Origin of the sequence: Sphingorhabdus sp., assembly GCF_040079335.1 — a bacterium.
GTDB lineage: Bacteria > Pseudomonadota > Alphaproteobacteria > Sphingomonadales > Sphingomonadaceae > Sphingorhabdus_B.
On record NZ_JBEBKL010000052.1, the window covers coordinates 1 to 15,658 of the forward strand.

The 15,658-nt window shown below is 58.3% G+C and carries 16 protein-coding genes; 8 read left to right on the forward strand and 8 right to left on the reverse strand.

All coding sequences use genetic code 11. The features are described 5' to 3' along the window. Positions 1–103: 103 nt before the first annotated feature. Positions 104–1,648: a fumarate hydratase gene (locus ABL922_RS12320; RefSeq protein WP_349024506.1), complete on the forward strand. Its 1,545-nt coding sequence runs from the start codon at positions 104–106 to the stop codon at positions 1,646–1,648. A 14-nt stretch (positions 1,649–1,662) separates the two neighbouring features. Here the strand turns inward: ABL922_RS12320 and ABL922_RS12325 are convergent, their stop codons facing one another. From ABL922_RS12325 to ABL922_RS12335, 3 genes are all read right to left on the reverse strand, one after another. Then, a complete protein-coding gene (locus ABL922_RS12325; RefSeq protein ID WP_349024507.1) occupies positions 1,663–2,064 on the reverse strand; it encodes a hypothetical protein in 402 nt (133 codons plus the stop codon). A gap of 56 nt (positions 2,065–2,120) precedes the next feature. Continuing rightward, positions 2,121–2,372, reverse strand: a complete 252-nt coding sequence (locus ABL922_RS12330) for a helix-turn-helix transcriptional regulator (RefSeq protein WP_349024508.1) — start codon at positions 2,370–2,372, stop codon at positions 2,121–2,123. Between the two features lie 116 nt (positions 2,373–2,488). Continuing rightward, a complete protein-coding gene (locus tag ABL922_RS12335; RefSeq protein ID WP_349024509.1) occupies positions 2,489–3,316 on the reverse strand; it encodes an SDR family NAD(P)-dependent oxidoreductase in 828 nt (275 codons plus the stop codon). A gap of 140 nt (positions 3,317–3,456) precedes the next feature. Between ABL922_RS12335 and ABL922_RS12340 the strand changes: the two genes are divergently transcribed. Together ABL922_RS12340 and ABL922_RS12345 are read left to right on the forward strand one after the other, a co-directional pair. Next, positions 3,457–4,716, forward strand: a complete 1,260-nt coding sequence (locus ABL922_RS12340) for a divalent metal cation transporter (RefSeq protein WP_349024510.1) — start codon at positions 3,457–3,459, stop codon at positions 4,714–4,716. Further along, a complete protein-coding gene (locus ABL922_RS12345; protein ID WP_349024511.1) occupies positions 4,713–5,606 on the forward strand; it encodes an EamA/RhaT family transporter in 894 nt (297 codons plus the stop codon). The genes ABL922_RS12340 and ABL922_RS12345 overlap by 4 nt, the downstream gene beginning before the upstream one ends. Here ABL922_RS12345 and ABL922_RS12350 read toward each other — a convergent pair. The 3 genes from ABL922_RS12350 to rpsU form a co-directional block, all read right to left on the reverse strand. Beyond that, on the reverse strand, positions 5,603–6,526 hold the full coding sequence (locus ABL922_RS12350) for a hypothetical protein (protein ID WP_349024512.1): 924 nt from the start codon (positions 6,524–6,526) through the stop codon (positions 5,603–5,605). The two genes, ABL922_RS12345 and ABL922_RS12350, sit on opposite strands and share 4 nt — an antisense overlap. An 88-nt stretch (positions 6,527–6,614) precedes the next feature. Next, positions 6,615–7,229, reverse strand: a complete 615-nt coding sequence (locus ABL922_RS12355; RefSeq protein WP_349024513.1) for an FKBP-type peptidyl-prolyl cis-trans isomerase — start codon at positions 7,227–7,229, stop codon at positions 6,615–6,617. 197 nt (positions 7,230–7,426) lie between these two features. Next, positions 7,427–7,633: a 30S ribosomal protein S21 gene (rpsU, locus tag ABL922_RS12360; RefSeq protein WP_115547564.1), complete on the reverse strand. Its 207-nt coding sequence runs from the start codon at positions 7,631–7,633 to the stop codon at positions 7,427–7,429. Between the two features lie 333 nt (positions 7,634–7,966). Between rpsU and ABL922_RS12365 the strand changes: the two genes are divergently transcribed. The 4 genes from ABL922_RS12365 (at position 7,967) to ABL922_RS12380 (ending at position 13,586) form a co-directional block, all read left to right on the forward strand. Beyond that, positions 7,967–11,116, forward strand: a complete 3,150-nt coding sequence (locus tag ABL922_RS12365) for a TonB-dependent receptor (protein ID WP_349024514.1) — start codon at positions 7,967–7,969, stop codon at positions 11,114–11,116. Between the two features lie 105 nt (positions 11,117–11,221). Next, on the forward strand, positions 11,222–12,007 hold the full coding sequence (locus tag ABL922_RS12370; RefSeq protein ID WP_349024515.1) for a hypothetical protein: 786 nt from the start codon (positions 11,222–11,224) through the stop codon (positions 12,005–12,007). A gap of 44 nt (positions 12,008–12,051) precedes the next feature. Then, positions 12,052–12,594 carry a (2Fe-2S)-binding protein gene (locus ABL922_RS12375; protein ID WP_349024516.1) on the forward strand — a complete coding sequence of 181 codons (543 nt, stop codon included), beginning with the start codon at positions 12,052–12,054 and terminating at the stop codon, positions 12,592–12,594. A gap of 140 nt (positions 12,595–12,734) precedes the next feature. After that, positions 12,735–13,586 carry a hypothetical protein gene (locus ABL922_RS12380; RefSeq protein WP_349024517.1) on the forward strand — a complete coding sequence of 284 codons (852 nt, stop codon included), beginning with the start codon at positions 12,735–12,737 and terminating at the stop codon, positions 13,584–13,586. A 55-nt stretch (positions 13,587–13,641) separates the two neighbouring features. Here ABL922_RS12380 and ABL922_RS12385 read toward each other — a convergent pair whose 3' ends face one another. Together ABL922_RS12385 and ABL922_RS12390 are read right to left on the reverse strand one after the other, a co-directional pair. Beyond that, positions 13,642–14,367 (reverse strand): SDR family NAD(P)-dependent oxidoreductase, encoded by a 726-nt coding sequence (locus tag ABL922_RS12385; RefSeq protein ID WP_349024518.1) that lies wholly within the window; start codon positions 14,365–14,367, stop codon positions 13,642–13,644. Between the two features lie 60 nt (positions 14,368–14,427). Then, positions 14,428–15,012, reverse strand: a complete 585-nt coding sequence (locus ABL922_RS12390) for an HNH endonuclease (RefSeq protein ID WP_349024519.1) — start codon at positions 15,010–15,012, stop codon at positions 14,428–14,430. A 134-nt stretch (positions 15,013–15,146) separates the two neighbouring features. Here ABL922_RS12390 and ABL922_RS12395 point away from each other — a divergent pair. Continuing rightward, positions 15,147–15,658: glutamate--tRNA ligase family protein (locus ABL922_RS12395; protein WP_349024520.1), on the forward strand; the 512-nt coding region annotated here is incomplete at its 3' end.

Below are 15,658 nucleotides of genomic sequence, written 5' to 3' on the forward strand. Positions count from 1 at the left end.
CCCGGCCCCTCCCGCAGGCGGGAGGGGAGAGTTCACACAGGCCTTGCACATACGAGCTTGAGCGGTAAAGGCGGTGCCAACTGCCACCAACAGGGCTTGATCCATGACCGTCACGATCCGCGAAAACGACATCATCGCCATAGCCGAAGGCGACATAATTGAATCTGTCGCCGACGCGCTGCAATATATCTCCTACTTCCACCCGATGGATTATATCCGCGCGCTGGGGGAGGCTTATGAGAAGGAGCAGGGCCCGGCTGCCAAGGATGCGATTGCGCAGATCCTGACCAACAGCCGCATGTGTGCAGAGGGGCACCGCCCGATCTGCCAGGATACCGGCATCGTCACCGTTATAGTCAAATGGGGTCAGCAGTGCGTGCTCGACAGTCATCGGTCGTTGCAGGAAGTGATTGATGAAGGTGTACGCCGCGCCTATCTGCACCCTGAAAACAAGCTCCGGGCCTCGATCCTCGCCGACCCCGCCTTCACCCGTGTAAACACGCGCGACAACACGCCGTCGGTTGTGCATCTGGAGATGGTGCCGGGGGACAAGGTGAGCTTCGACGTCGCGGCCAAAGGTGGCGGCAGCGAGAACAAGACCAAGTTCAAGATGATGAACCCTTCGGACAGCATCGTCGACTGGGTGCTCGAAATGCTGCCGCAAATGGGCGCGGGCTGGTGCCCGCCGGGTATGCTCGGCATCGGTATCGGCGGCACGGCGGAAAAGGCAATGGTGCTCGCCAAGGAAAGCCTGATGGGCGCGATCGATATGGCGCAGCTCAAAGAACGTGGCCCGCAAAATGATATTGAGCGACTGCGCATCGAAATTTTCGACAAGGTCAATGCGCTCGGCATTGGCGCGCAGGGGCTGGGCGGCTTGGCGACCATCCTTGATGTCAAGATCATCGACTATCCGACGCATGCTGCGTCAAAACCGGTCGCGATGATCCCCAATTGCGCCGCCACCCGCCATGCGCATTTCACGCTGAAGGGAGAAGGTCCGGTCTTCCTTGAAACGCCCAATCTGGACGATTGGCCCAAGGTCGAATGGGCACCCGATAGTGCGGCGATCCGTGTCAATCTCGACACGCTGACCGCAGCGGATGTTGCGGGCTGGAAAGCGGGCGACCGCCTGCTCCTCAACGGCAAGATGCTCACCGGCCGCGATGCCGCACACAAGCGGATTGCCGATATGCTCGCAAAGGGCGAGGAACTGCCTGTCAGCTTCAAGGGACGGATGATCTATTATGTCGGCCCGGTCGATCCGGTGGGTGAGGAAATTGTCGGCCCCGCCGGTCCCACCACCGCGACGCGCATGGACAAGTTCATGGACATGATGCTCGAACAGGGGCTGCTCGGCTGCGTCGGCAAGGCCGAACGCGGACCTGCTGCCACGCAGGCCATCGCCAAGCACAAGTCGGCCTATCTGATGGCAGTCGGCGGTGCGGCCTATCTCGTCGCGCGCGCGATCAAGGGCAGCAACGTCGTCGGCTTCGAAGACCTCGGCATGGAGGCGATCTACGAGTTCGAGGTGCAAGACTTCCCGGTGACCGTCGCGGTCGACAGCGTGGGGAACAATGTGCATCAGCTTGCCCCGGCCATTTGGCAAAAGCGGATCAAGGATGAGAAGTTATTGATCGAGGCCTGAAATAACTGGTCAGGCTAGATTTCTTCATCATCCATGGAGGGTTCGAGCCATTCCGCCACTATGGCGGGCAGCAACGGTAATATCAGCGCCGTGGGCATTATCAGGCTTCGCCATTCGCTCGACATGCGAGGAAACCACCATTGCCGTTCGGGCTGCGTTGCAAAAGATCCGTAGAGCAAGATCAACAATATAAGGACGGCCAGCCCGCGAAAAGCATAGCTGCTGGCACGCATCAGGACCAGCAATTGCCGTTCGTCCAGCGCGGCTTTCTTCGATTTGCGGTTGCGGTGATATGCCGAGCGGATTGTCATGAAAAACCCGATCATGCCAAGCAATAAACCGGTCACGCCCAAAGGCAGATAAGCATCGGCATTGTTGTTGATAATTCCATAGCCAATGAGCAGGCTCGGTATCATCAGAAGGCCCCAATATCTGGTCGAGGATAGAGCGGTGAGGCTTGATAAAAATGATGTCATCTTGCGTCTCCAGCGCGGCGCAGTACGTCTGCGACTGATTCAAAGGGTTCAAGGGAAAAGAGCATCTCAACGCGCACATTGAATGTGGCGGCGATCTTCATACCCAGTTCGAGGCTAGGACTGTAGTCGCCGCGCTCGAGATAGCCGATGGTTTGAGGGTTCACCTCGACCGCATCAGCGAGATCTTTGCGGCTCATCGAGCGTTCGGCGCGAAAAAGGGCAATTCGATTAAACACTCGAATCGTCATATAGAAACAATTTATTGTTGTCTATACACAATGAATAAGTTGGAATATATGACTGGCTCTGTCGATGTTTGGTACCTGTGGCCCGGACCGACAAAACGGTGGAAGGACCAAAACACTCAATTCCCGGCCTTCTCCGCCGCAATCCGTGCATAATAGAGCTGCACGTCAAACTCCTCGTCGCCGTCATAGCGCGGGGCGTAGCGGGCGAAGGCGGCTTCGAGTTCGTCGATGCGTTCGCGCATCCGCACGACATTATAGGCATGGCCGACCAGATAATATTCGCCGGCCTGCATCTGTTTGAAGATGATCTCGGCAAAGCGGTCGGCGTCCATGCCATTATGGCGCGAGAGTGGGGTGGCGACCCAGCCCGGGATGATAACGCCTGTTTTGATATGCGCCAGCTCGGGCTTGTTCGCGATTTCGCGGCGCAGCACATCCATCAGGCCGAACAGCGCGTGCTTGCCAGATACATAAGCCCCGCCGCCACTTGGCAGCGCGTTGAACAACGCGTTTTCGGAGGCTGTGGAATAGATCGCGGAGGGCAGGCCATCGGCGCGGTAGCGTTTACCGAACGTCTGGATGCCGTGCCACACACCCCAGAAATTGATGTCATAGAGCGTGCGGGCTTCAGCAAGGTCGGTGTCGAAAATGCCGCCGCGCGGTCCGCCGATCCCGGCATTGTTGACGATGATGTCGCCGCGCCCGTTTTCGGCCCAGGTGAAATCGGCGAGCGCCTCGATAGCGTCAGCGTCGGCGACATCGCCCGCAAAATATTTGGCGTCGATGCCAAGCGCCTTGAGCGTCTCGGTCGCTTCCCCCAGCACCTCTTCGCGCGGTTCAAACAGGATGATCCGCGCGCCAGCCGTCCCCATCTGTTTGGCAAGGGCAAAGCCTATGCCGGTCGCACCTCCCGTAATCACCGCCGTCTTGCCTGCAAATTGCATGTCTATTCTCCACCGCATTCTCGCCCGGCATTTGCGCTGGCTTGTGTTGGCCGGGCTTAGGCGTAAGACGATGTCATGAAGCCTAAGATTTTCAAAGCGGTCATCGATCCGCGCGCCGCCACGATCATCGACGCTGGCGCATGAGCGAGAAGGGAAGGTTCCGCCAATTCCTCTCTCGCCTCGGCCCGGGGCTGGTGACGGGTGCGGCGGATGACGACCCCTCGGGCATCGGTACACACAGCCAGGTTGGGGCGCAATTCGGCTATGGCCTCAGTTGGACCTTCCTGTTCAGCTTTCCGCTGATGGTTGCGATTCAAGAGGTTGCAGCGGAAATCGGGCGGGTGACAGGCGCGGGTATCGCGCGCAACCTGCGGCGGCATTATCCGCGCTGGTTGCTCGTTTCGATGGTGTCGTTGCTGCTCGTCGCCAATATCATCAATCTGGGCGCCGATTTGGCCGCGATGGGCGCGGCGGTCGGGCTTTTGATCGGCGGGCCTTTGGGGCTCTATACCCTGCTGTTCGGCATTGTCTGCGTCGCTGCCGAAATCTGGATGTCCTATGAGCGCTATTCGGCGATCCTCAAATGGACCACATTGTCGCTTTTTGCCTATGTCGCGGTGGTGATGGTCGCGCAGGTGCCTTGGGGCGAGGCGCTGACCTCGCTGGTTGTGCCGCGCATAGAATGGACGGGGGCCTATGCCACCGCTGTTGTGGCGATCCTCGGTACCACAATCAGCCCCTATCTTTTCTTCTGGCAGGCGGCGCAGGAAATCGAGGAGCAGAAGCGGCACAAGGTGAAGCCGCTGTGCGTAACACCCAAGGAAGCAGGCCCCGAGCTGAAGCGCATCCGCATCGATACGCTAACCGGCATGGCGTTCAGCTCAATCGTCTCGCTCGCCATTGTTTTCGCGACCGCCGCAACGCTGCATGCAAACGGGGTGCGCGATATCGAAACATCGGCACAGGCGGCGGAGGCGTTGCGACCGATCGCCGGTGATTTCGCCTTCGCGCTGTTCGCGTTGGGGATCATCGGCACCGGCATGCTCGCGGTGCCGGTGCTCGCGGGCTCGGCAGCCTATGCGGTCACCGAAATGTTCGGCTTTGCCGGAAGCCTCGATGCCAAGCCGCGCAAGGCCAAGCTATTCTATGGCACAATCACCATCACAACGATGCTGGGGGTCAGCCTGCAATATGTCGGCATCGATCCGGCCAAGGCGCTCTACTGGGCCGCAGTGGTCAATGGCGTACTCGCCGCCCCGTTGATGGCGGTCATGATGCTGATCGCGCGCAACCGCCGGGCGATGCACAGCCTGACGCTTAGCATGCGGGCGACGATCACCGGCTGGATCGCGACAGCGGTGATGGCGGTGGCGACGATCGTCTTTTTTGCGACTTTATGATCTGGCTTCCCGCTACCCTGCTTGCCGCGCTGTTTCAGGCCTGGCGCACCGCCGTGCAGCAACGGGTGCGGGCCGAACTGTCAGTCAATGCAGCCGGGCTGGTGCGTTATCTTTACGGACTGCCGGTGGGAATAGCGTTGCTGGCGCTCTATCTGGGGTGGGCGGGCTATGACCTTCCCGCCCTGCCTTTGCCCTTCATCGCTTACTGTGCCGCCGCCGGTTTCGCGCAGATTATCGGCACCAACCTGCTGCTGATGGCATTCGGTTATCGCAACTATGTCGCGGGCACCGCCTTTGCCAAAACCGAAGCAATGCAGGGCGCGCTGCTCGCTTTCCTGTTGCTGGGGGAGACATTGAGCTGGCTGACCATTGGCGGGATTGCGGTGGGCGTAGCGGGCGTGATGATTGTCGCAGCAGGCGGGCAAAGATTGCGCCTGCCCGATATTGTCCAGCCAGCCGCGCTGTGCGGGCTCGGCGCGGGGCTGGGCTTCACTATGACCTCAATCTTCGTCAAATCAGCCTCGCTCGAACTGGCAACCAGTGACAAGCTGCTTGCCGCACTGGTGGCGCTGGTGGTGGTGCAGGCTTGGCAGACGCTGATGCAGGGCAGTTATGTGGCGGTGCGTGAACGTGAGCAGCTACCGCGCGTCTTTGCGACCTGGCGCACCTCAGGGCAGGTTGGGGTGCTCGCTGCCTTGGGTTCGGCCTGCTGGTTCACCGGCTTTGCCACGGCACCTGTCGCACTTGTGCGCGCGGTCGGGCAGGTCGAGGTGATCCTGACGCTAGGCTTCAGCCGCTTTTACTTGCGTGAGGCGCGCAAACCCGGCGAGGCGCTCGGTCTGTTGCTCGTCGGTGTTGGCGTTGTGCTGGCGCTGATCGGCGGACTTTAGCTGGCGACGAAGTTGAGCAGGGCTTGCTCATAGCGGTCGACACCGGCGCGCTTTGCGATTTCATGATCCAGCCAGCCCTTTTCAGGCAGGGTGATCGCTGCGGCTTCTTCGACTTCGGAATCGAAATCGCGCGCTGCTTCGGCAGGGCGGAAAATCTCCGCAAATCCGGCGCGCAGGTCGAGATCGCCCATTTTCTGAAAGAAGCGCCCGATGCTCGGCGAACTGCCGCGCATGAAGCTTTCAAGTTGTGCTGCACGTTCGCGGGTCAGCGGGGTGTAGGCGGAAAAGCCCTGCAGGTGGTTGGCAACGCCCTGCACGAACAGCTTTTCCCATTCAGGAGCATTGTCGCTTTCAAGGCAGGCATCCTTGATGCGGAAAAGCATGTCCGCTTCTTCGCGGCTGACGATCGCCGGGCCGTGGCTGCCCGAAGCAAAGATCAGGCGGCGCAGCAGATGCGCCTCGGCTGCGGTCACTGTGTTACGATGCGCGTCGCCCTCCCGGGTCGGGCCTACGCCGGAAATCACAATGCGTTCGATCTGGTCAAGCGCGTAGAATTTGAGGACATTGGGCAGGTCGACCGCTTTTTCAGAGAGCTTGACCAGCAGTTCGAGTTCGGCTGCGCTTTCAACACGGCCGTCCTTGTCGATTTCCTCGATCACCCACAATGCATTTTCTTCGCTGACATAGCCCTTGGGCTCGCTGCCATTGATGACATAATCGCACAGTGTCTCGGTAAAGAAGGTGATCCATTCGGGGTCTTTTGACCGGGCGTGGCTGTTGAGTTCAAACAGCGCCTGGGCGTCGCGTTGCGATAACAGGCCGTCGCTCCACGCCCATTGGCGCAAGGCCAGCGTATCGCGTGCCGAAATCTCACCGCCCGCACGGACGGCTGCTGCAAAATGATCGAACTGAAACGACATCGCTATCCCTCACGCTCTTCGCCAACTGGCAATAGGCCGAAAGGCATAGCGCAAAGCGGTTAACCGGGTGTTACACCGGCTGACAGCTTTAGTTCTGCGGTGGCGGAGCGCCCTGGCCGCCGACTTCAGCGGCTTTTTGCATCTGTTCCTGCTGCTGCTTCATCGCGGCCTCAAACTGGTCGCGCGGCAGGAAATCCTGCAGTTCGACGTCGAATATCAGCAAACTGCCACCCGGAATGGCAACGCCACCGGTTTTCTGGTCTGGCACGTCATTGGGGCCATAGCCGATTTCGCTGGGGATCCAGATTTTATACTTGCCGCCCTTTTGCATCAGCTTCAGCGCTTCGGTGAAGCCCGGAATGCCACCCGAAACAGGGAAGGGACCCGATGCCGGTTCCTGAAACACCTTGCCGTCGCGCAGCGTGCCAGTGATTGAAATCATCGCGACATCATTGTCGGTCGGTGGCTTGCCTTCCCCGCTTTGGATGGTTTTGATCTGCAGGCCCGATTTGGTAACGGTGATGCCTTCTTCATTGGCATTGTCCGCCAGATACTGGACATCGGTCGCATATTTGCTGCGAATGTCGCCCGTGCCCCACCAGGCCAGCCCAGTGCCCGCAAGCACTACAACGGCAATTCCTGCCCAGAATTTGGGGATGGAACCCTTTTTGATCGGCTGGATGGGAACAGTGGTGACGGACATATTCATTTCCTCATTACATTCGGGTCCGGCACCAGCCCTCTCCCCCACCCGACCTCCCAAACAGGATATGCTATGGGACGCCGGGTGGGGGAGAGGGCTGGCACCGCCCCAATCAAATCACCGCCCTCTTAGCGGCTTTGCAGACAAAAAAAAGAGCGCCCGTGGGGCGCCCTGTTTTTGCCGGTTGGCGAGGCAGACTATTTGCTGCCGTCGCGTTCTGCAGCCTTGCGTTCCATCTTGCGGGCACGACGGATGGCAGCAGCCTTTTCACGGGCGCGCTTTTCCGACGGCTTTTCATAATGGCGACGCATCTTCATTTCGCGATAGACGCCTTCGCGCTGCAATTTCTTCTTCAGGGCACGCAGCGCCTGGTCCACATTATTTTCGCGAACGATAATCTGCATAAAAAATCCACACTCCAAATCTTCTGACCGTATCGAACGGAAGTGCGAGCCGGTGCTGTTTGACCAAGGTTCGCGCAAAACAAAAAGCGCCGCATGTACTGCGACGTTCGCGACGGGCCCCTATACCGACTCGTTGGGCGTTTCAAGGGGGATTCGTGTTGATATGCGAACTGTGGCCCGAAAGTCACGCTATCGGAATATCTTACAGGGTGGTTGAAAGCTGCGATTTCCTGACATAAGCATCGGAAATCTGGGGAAACTGCGGATTTGCAGCGCAACAAATTGCGATAGATCGGTATCCCTTAATTCATATATGCTGGGGAGCATTATATTATGAAAATTCAATCTGTTAAGGGGCGTGTGGCGTTCGGCGTTTCGGCTATAGCGTTGACAATTGCTGTGCCTGCATTCGCGCAGGAAGCACCAGCGGGCGAGGAAGTGCAGAGCATAGCGGATGGTGAAAATGCCGTTTCGGAAACTGGTCAACCTATTGTTGTTACCGGCTCGCGCATCCGTCGAGACGAATTTTCGTCGACTTCGCCGATTTCGATTATCGATCCGGAATTGGGCGCGAAGCAGGGGCAGAACAGTGTCGCCGAATTGATTCAGTCATCGCCGATTGCGTCGGGCTCGAGCCAGGTGACCTCGGCGATTTCGTCGGCATTTGTGACCAATGGTGGCGCGGGTACCGAAACCATCTCGCTGCGCGGCTTGGGTGCGGAGCGCACGCTGGTGCTGCTCAATGGCCGTCGCGCTGGCCCGGCGGGTACGCGTGGTGCCGTTTCCGCATTCGATCTTAACGTCATGCCGAGCTCGATTGTCCGGCAGATCGAATTGCTGAAGGACGGTGCGTCTTCGGTCTATGGTTCGGATGCCGTTGCTGGCGTTGTCAACGTTTTGACCAAGAAATCGACCGACGGCCTCGAAGTCGAAGGCTTTGCTTCGGTCCCCGGCAAGAGCGGTGGCGAGCAGTACAATATCAGTGCCGCCTGGGGTAAGGAATTTGACGGCGGGCACTTCCTGATCGCTGCCGACTATTACAAGCGCAAGGAGCTGAAGCGCCGGGATCGCAAATATCTGGAATGCGAAGAAGATTATATCTTCACCGAAGCTGGCGAACGTGCCGACCTGATCGACCCGCGGTCGGGTGACTATCGCTGCACCGATCTGCCTTGGGGCCATGTTTGGCTGTATGACCTGACTTATTATTATTCGGCCGACGGCTCGTCGAACATTCCCGGAAGCCCGGGCACCTTCAACGCTGTGCTGTTCCAGTACAACTATTCAGGTGACAACCTGCAGAATTATCTGTCGCCTATCAACCCGGCGACCGACCCGGCGCATATTGGTGTGCCAGCAGGCTGGTATCCCGTGGCACGTACCGGCAATCGTAATAGCTTTGCCGTGTACAACAATTATTCGCCAATTCAGGCGAAGGAAACCTTCATTCCCAAAAATGAGCGTTTCACCGTTTACGTCGACAGCGCGATCGAACTTGGCGATGTTGCCGAATTCTACGTTGAAGCGTTGCACAACCAGCGCCGTACGGCGCAAGACGGTTTCCGCCAGTTCTGGCAGTTTGGCTCCAACGAGACCTTTGGCGATCCGTTCGCCGTCGGCTGGACAGGTGCTGCTTTGTTGAGCCCGACCTTGATCGCCGACGTTGGCGATTCGAGCCAGAAAGTGAAATATACCCGTGCTGTGGCGGGCCTGCGTGGTGATGTTGACAAGGGCTTTTTCAAGGACTGGAGCTGGGATGTTTACTACCAGTTCAGCCGTTCGGATGGCCGCTATACCAACGAACAGATTCTGGCCGATTCGATTGCGACACAGGATGGCCGAAGCGGCAGTTGCGTCGGCACGACCACGGACGTTGCGGGCAGGCAGTGCATCGACATCAACTGGGTCGATCCGGAGTTCCTGCGCGGCAACCTGACACAGGCACAGCGCGACTTCCTGTTCGGCACCGAAACCGGCCGCACGATCTACGACCAGCACAATATCGAAGCATCAGTTGCGGGTGACTTGTTCGAGCTTCCCGCCGGTCCGGTCGGTGTCGCATTGGGCATGACCTATCGTCAGGACAAGATAAACGATCTGCCCGGTGACATCACATATGCGCTGACGCCCGGTGGCGATCCGACCAACCCCGATGATTATACCAACAACGCCTGGGGCAGCACCGCATCAGGCAACACCGCTGGTAAGAGCATCACCAAGGAAGCTTTCGGCGAAGTTTCGATCCCGCTGATCTACAACACGCCGCTGATCCAGAACTTCACCTTGTCCGCCGCTGCCCGCGTCACCAGCGTGAAAGCGACTCGCAAGGTCGATGGCTTCTCGGCCACGGACAATGCGAATTGGACCTATAAGCTGGGCTTTAACTGGGAAGTTACCGACTGGCTCCGTTTCCGCGGCACCTATGGCACCTCCTATCGTGCACCGGCTCTGTTCGAACAGTTCCTTGCCGACCAGACCTCGTTCCTCAACCAGCGCAACGTCGACCCCTGCATTCGCTGGGGCCAGAATCTGGCCGATAACCTGATCAGCCAGCAATTCGCTAACAATTGTGCAGCGGATGGCGTTCCGGCTGCCCACACCGGTGCAGGTATCGAAGCGACCATCGTCACCGGTGGTGGTATCGGTGTGCTTGAAGCAGAAACCTCCAAGGCGAAAACGATCAGCGCGATCCTGACGCCGAAATTCGGTTTCCTGCCCGACACCACCTTCAAGCTCGCGGTCGATTATTTCGACATCGAAGTGAATGGTGAAATCGCACAGTTGGGCGCGAGCAACATTCTCGCAGGTTGCTATGCGTCAGACTTCTTCCCGACCGATCCGCTGTGCAGCCTGTTCGAACGCGGCCAGTATGACACCAATGGCAATCTTATCAGCGCCAACAACGTCGACCTTGTTCGCGACAGCTTCATCAACGTAAACAGCCAGCGTAACCAGGGCGTCGACGTGACGGCCGAGCTGCGCCACGACTTTGGCAAACTGGGTACGCTGCGCTTCCTTGCGCAGATGACCTGGCAGACCCGCGATGACGTTGCGCTGTTCGAAGGCACCACGGTTTCGACCAATGGCGAGCTTGGCGAACCCAAATGGGTCGGCGATTTCAACCTCGTCTGGAGCAAGGGCAACGTTGAACTGTACTACGGTCTTGACGTTGTGGGCGCCACGTCGAACGAAGCCGATTTCATCGAAGACAATGGCTCCACCTGCCTGAACAGCGCTACCTTTGGCCGTTACTGCGTCGCCGTGAAGACTCCTGCAGTCTTCTATCACAGCGCTTCGGCTTCGGTGGATGTGAACGAAAAATTCAAGATGACCATCGGCGTCAGCAACCTTCTCGACCGTAAGCCGCCGCAGGTTTCCGGTCTGTCGGGTGGCGAAGTATCGGTGAAGGGCCGTTCGGCATTTGCGTCGCAATATGACTATGTCGGTCGCCGCTTCTTCATCAATTTCGGGGCGAAATTCTAATCGCTTTCGATTGACAAGTACAGGAACGTGGTGGCTTGAAAGAGCCACCACGTTTTTTTTGGCCTGCTTGCCCGGCCGTGACACAGCAAAGTGATGGAGCGCGCGATGCCTACAGTTCGCATCAAACCCGATACGCTGGATGAAGAAAACCGCCGCTTTGCGCAGGTTCCGCTGACAAAGCCGGTTTTCCTCAACAGCGTACCCAAAAGCGGCAGCCATCTGTTACGCAACATCATCCGCATGTTCGTGCCGGTCGAGCAGCAATATAAGGCGCAGTTCATCCAGCACGCGATCCTCGACGACCATGTCGAGGCGTTTGACGCCGATCATCCGATGCTGAGTTGGGGGCATTTACTGTTTTCGGATGCCTCGGCGATCGAGACGTCGACTGCAAATGTCATCTTGCTGGTGCGTGATCCCTATAAATGGGTGCTCGCCCGGACCCGTTTCTTCCTGTCGGATGAATATAAGGGTAATGTCGAACATCTGAAAAGCGGTGCGTTGAAGGTCGAAGACCTGCTGAACCTGATGATTTTCGGTATCTTTCGCAAAACGCCGTCGATGGCTGAAATTTTCAACTTCAATGCCATTTCCTGGATGGGAACCGGCGCGCATTTCGTGCGCTATGAAGAGATAATCGCCAATCTGCGCGCGCTCGATAGCGCAGAGGCGGAACAGTTTTTCGGCGACCTTTTGGGCAAATGCGGCATCGCTTTGCCCTCGGACTGGCGCGAACGGGTGCGTCTTGGTTCCGATCCAAGCCAAAGCGGAACTGCGCGCGAAAACTTGACCGGCATGGGCATAGAATTGCCCGAAGAATTACCCGACATGCAAAAGCGTCTGGTCGATTATGCGGCCCCCGGGCTGCGCGCGATGCTGGGCTATAGCTGATTGATGTGGCAGCCCGGCGAACCGGCTGCTATCGCCGTTGGTGCATGACCAAGCTGACCGTCAACGACCGCCCGGTCGAATATCGCATGGACCCGCAGACGCCCTTGCTGTGGGCGCTGCGTGATGCATCCAATCTGACGGGGACCAAATTCGGTTGCGGGCAGGGAGATTGCGGGGCGTGCATAGTCGATGTCGACGGAGAGGCGTTGCGATCCTGCCTGGTAACGCTGGCAGAGGCTGAGGGGCGTTTTGTGACGACGATCGAGAAATTGTCGGTTGATCGCAGCCATCCGCTGCAACAGGCCTTTGTTGCAACAGGTGCAGTGCAATGCGGTTTTTGCACACCGGGCATGATCATGTCGGCGTCGATCTTGCTCAAGAAAAATGCCAACCCGACCGATGCCGATATCGACGCTGCGATCACCAATATCTGCCGCTGTGGCGTCTATCCGCGGGTCCACGATGCTATCCAGCGCGCGGCGCGGGTGATGCGCGGTGAGGCGCGGTTGTCGGTTGCGCCTCCCCCCGGAATCACGCCCGAGGATGCAGCCGCAGCCGTTCCGGCGCTGCGGGTGAAAAAGGACTAAGATCTCGATTGCGCAGGCATTGTCGCGCCGGTCACACTTTACCGCGAACGGCTTGACATGGCGTGTTGCCCCGATAATACACAAAGCCAATGGCGGTCTCTATCTGCCTGTATTTGTCTTTGATAATCGAGGGTTTTTTCATGACATTGCTACGTTCTGCAATTGGCCTTTCCCTAGCGGTGTCGGCCTTGGCCGCCCCCGGTATCGCTCGCGCAGGAACCTGCGAGGATACTTTCACCAAGAAGGGGAATGAGATCGGCGGGATCCGTTTTGTCGCAACGACCACCGTTCCCGATATGTCGCCCAAGATCGCGATCCAGCAGCTGCGCGGGATTGTTGCTGCCAAGGGTTATGACATCATCGCCGAGGAGGCCGAATTTGGTTCGATGCTGATTGAGCAGCCGATGACCGGCAAGGCGCGCGCATTCCCGATCGAAATTACCGCAACCCAAGCTGCAGGCATGGGCACGGTCGTGATGGAAGCTAAACTGCGCGCCGGCATGACGGTGAAAAAGGAACTGGCGATGCCGGAAATGTGCAGCATCCTGAACCAGCTCAAGGGCGGCAAGGCAGGGATTGCAGCGGCGAAGGCGGGTGCCGGGGCGGCCACAGTGCAGGCAGCGCCCGTCGCGATGAGCGCGCTGGCCTTCTCGCATCAGGTTTCAAAGGATACCGAGCGCAATGCCAGTAATGTGCTGACGCGCTATAAGGGCAAGAAGTTCACGATCGACGGCACGGTCAGCTATGTGACCAAAGACCCCAATGGCAACCGCATCGGTTACGACGTCCCCAATCCGTGGGAAGAGGTCATTCGCCTGCCGAATATCGCGCCGTTCAAGACCGACATTGTCTGCTACATGGCACCGGGCACGGCGGCCTTCACGGCCCAGTTGAAGCCCAAAAAATCAATCAAGCTCACCGGAACTGTCGAGGATTTCGACGAATATAAGCACGTGATCTGGCTAAAGGATTGCCGCCCAGTGGCCAAATGATTCTTCCGGGCGCCGGTGCGCTCGATGGCGGGTGATTTGGCATCGGTGGAGCCGATCAGAACGGAATTTTTTCGCCGTCCCATGCGAACAGGTGCCCGCTGTCTTCAGGACTTAGGTCGCCAAGCACCTGCAACATCCGTTCGGCGGCATAGTCGGCGGTAAACAGCTTTTCGGGCGCGACACTGCGCTGGAAGGGGCTCGATAGTTCGGTGTCGACGGTTCCGGGATGCAGCGCGACTATGATCGCCTGCGGATGGGTACGCGCCATTTCTATCGCAAGGTTGCGGACGATCATATTGAGCGCAGCCTTCGATGCGCGATAGGCATGCCAGCCACCCAGCCGGTTGTCCGAAATCGAACCAACGCGGGCGGACAGGAATGCGAACACGCTCCGCCGGTCCTTTGGCAAACGGGGCAGCATGTGCTTGCCGATCAGCGCCGGGCCTATGGTGTTGATCGCAAATGCTTGCTCGAATGCGTCGGTTGAAAGCGCGCGCAAACTCTTTTCCGGCTGGATAGCGGCTTGGTGCAACATGCCGGTGGCGATGATGGTAAGGTCCATCGGGCCAATCGCCTGCGCTGCGGCCTCGATTGTTGTTTCGTCCTGCAGGTCAAAGGCGAAGGGCGATATTTTCCCCGGCGTCGGCGGCGGCTTGCGGGCCCCGGCATGGATCATGCCGACACCGGGATCGTCGGCCAGCCGGGCGATAAAAGCAGACCCTATGCCCCCCGATGCACCAAAGACGCAGGCTGTGATTTTCGATGAGGAGTTTGCGACCATGAACCGGGTTTAATCAACCGGTCCGCCCCGCCAATTCGGGCTTTATCCCATGTAGCTAATTCAATTTTCGAGTTCGATGTCCCAATAGAGCCAGTCGCGCCAGCTATCGTGCAGATAATTGGGCGGGAAGCCCCGGCCTTTGTCCTGCAATTGCCAACTGGTCGGGCGGATTGCCGACATGCGCAATTGCATATGCGCCTGCTTTGGCGTGCGTCCGCCCTTTTTGAGGTTGCACGGCAGGCAGGCAGTGGTGACATTTTCCCAGCTCGTCCGCCCGCCCAGACGGCGCGGGACGATATGGTCAAACGTCAGATTATCGGTGCAGCCGCAATATTGGCATTCAAACTTGTCACGCAGGAACAGGTTGAACCGGGTAAAGGCCGGATATTCGCTGGGCCGCACATATTGGCGCAGCGCGATGACCGAGGGGATCTGCATGTCGCGGCTGGGGCTATGGACATGCTGTTCATAGCTGGCGACAATATCGACCTTTTCAAGGAACACCGCTTTGATCGCGGTCTGCCAGGGCCAGAGGCTCAAGGGATAATAGCTGAGCGGCGTATAATCGGCGTTGAGCACAAGCGCAGGACAGTTATCGGGATGTCGTGCCCGACCGGCGGCTTGGAATGATCCGGCGTGATGCATGCCTTCGACCTCTCCCCCTCATTTAACACTGTTTCTTCCCTCTCCCAAGGACGTTACAGCATTTTGACAATGGGCAGATTATGGCGGCATAAATTGACGTCAAGGGGGCATCGACCACCAGATATGGTAATTCTGTGGGTAAAATAGCAGGAACTGAATTTCCGCCACAGCAGGTAAAGGCCACCCGTTTTGCGCCCAGTCCCAACGGAAAGCTGCATATCGGCCATGCCTTTTCGGCGATGTGCGCGCATGATTTTGCTCGCGCTTTTGGCGGGAAATTTCTGCTGCGGATTGAAGATATCGACGGCACCCGCAGTCGGGCGGAGCATATCGACGCGATTCTTGATGATATGGATTGGCTGGGCCTCCGCCACGATGGCGAAGTGATTTTCCAGTCGAGGCACATAGCCAGCTACAAGGTTGCTCTCGACCGGTTGAACGATATGGGACTGGTCTATCGCTGCTGGTGCACGCGCAGCGAAATCGCCGAGGCGTTGAAGCAAAAGCCAGTGCGTCATGGCCCCGATGGACCTGTCTATCCGGGAACCTGCCGGGGCAGGGATGAAGGCGAAGGCAATTTTGCTTGGCGACTCGATATGGAGCGGGCTTTGTCCATCCCCCTCCAGCATGCGGGAGGGGTTAGGGG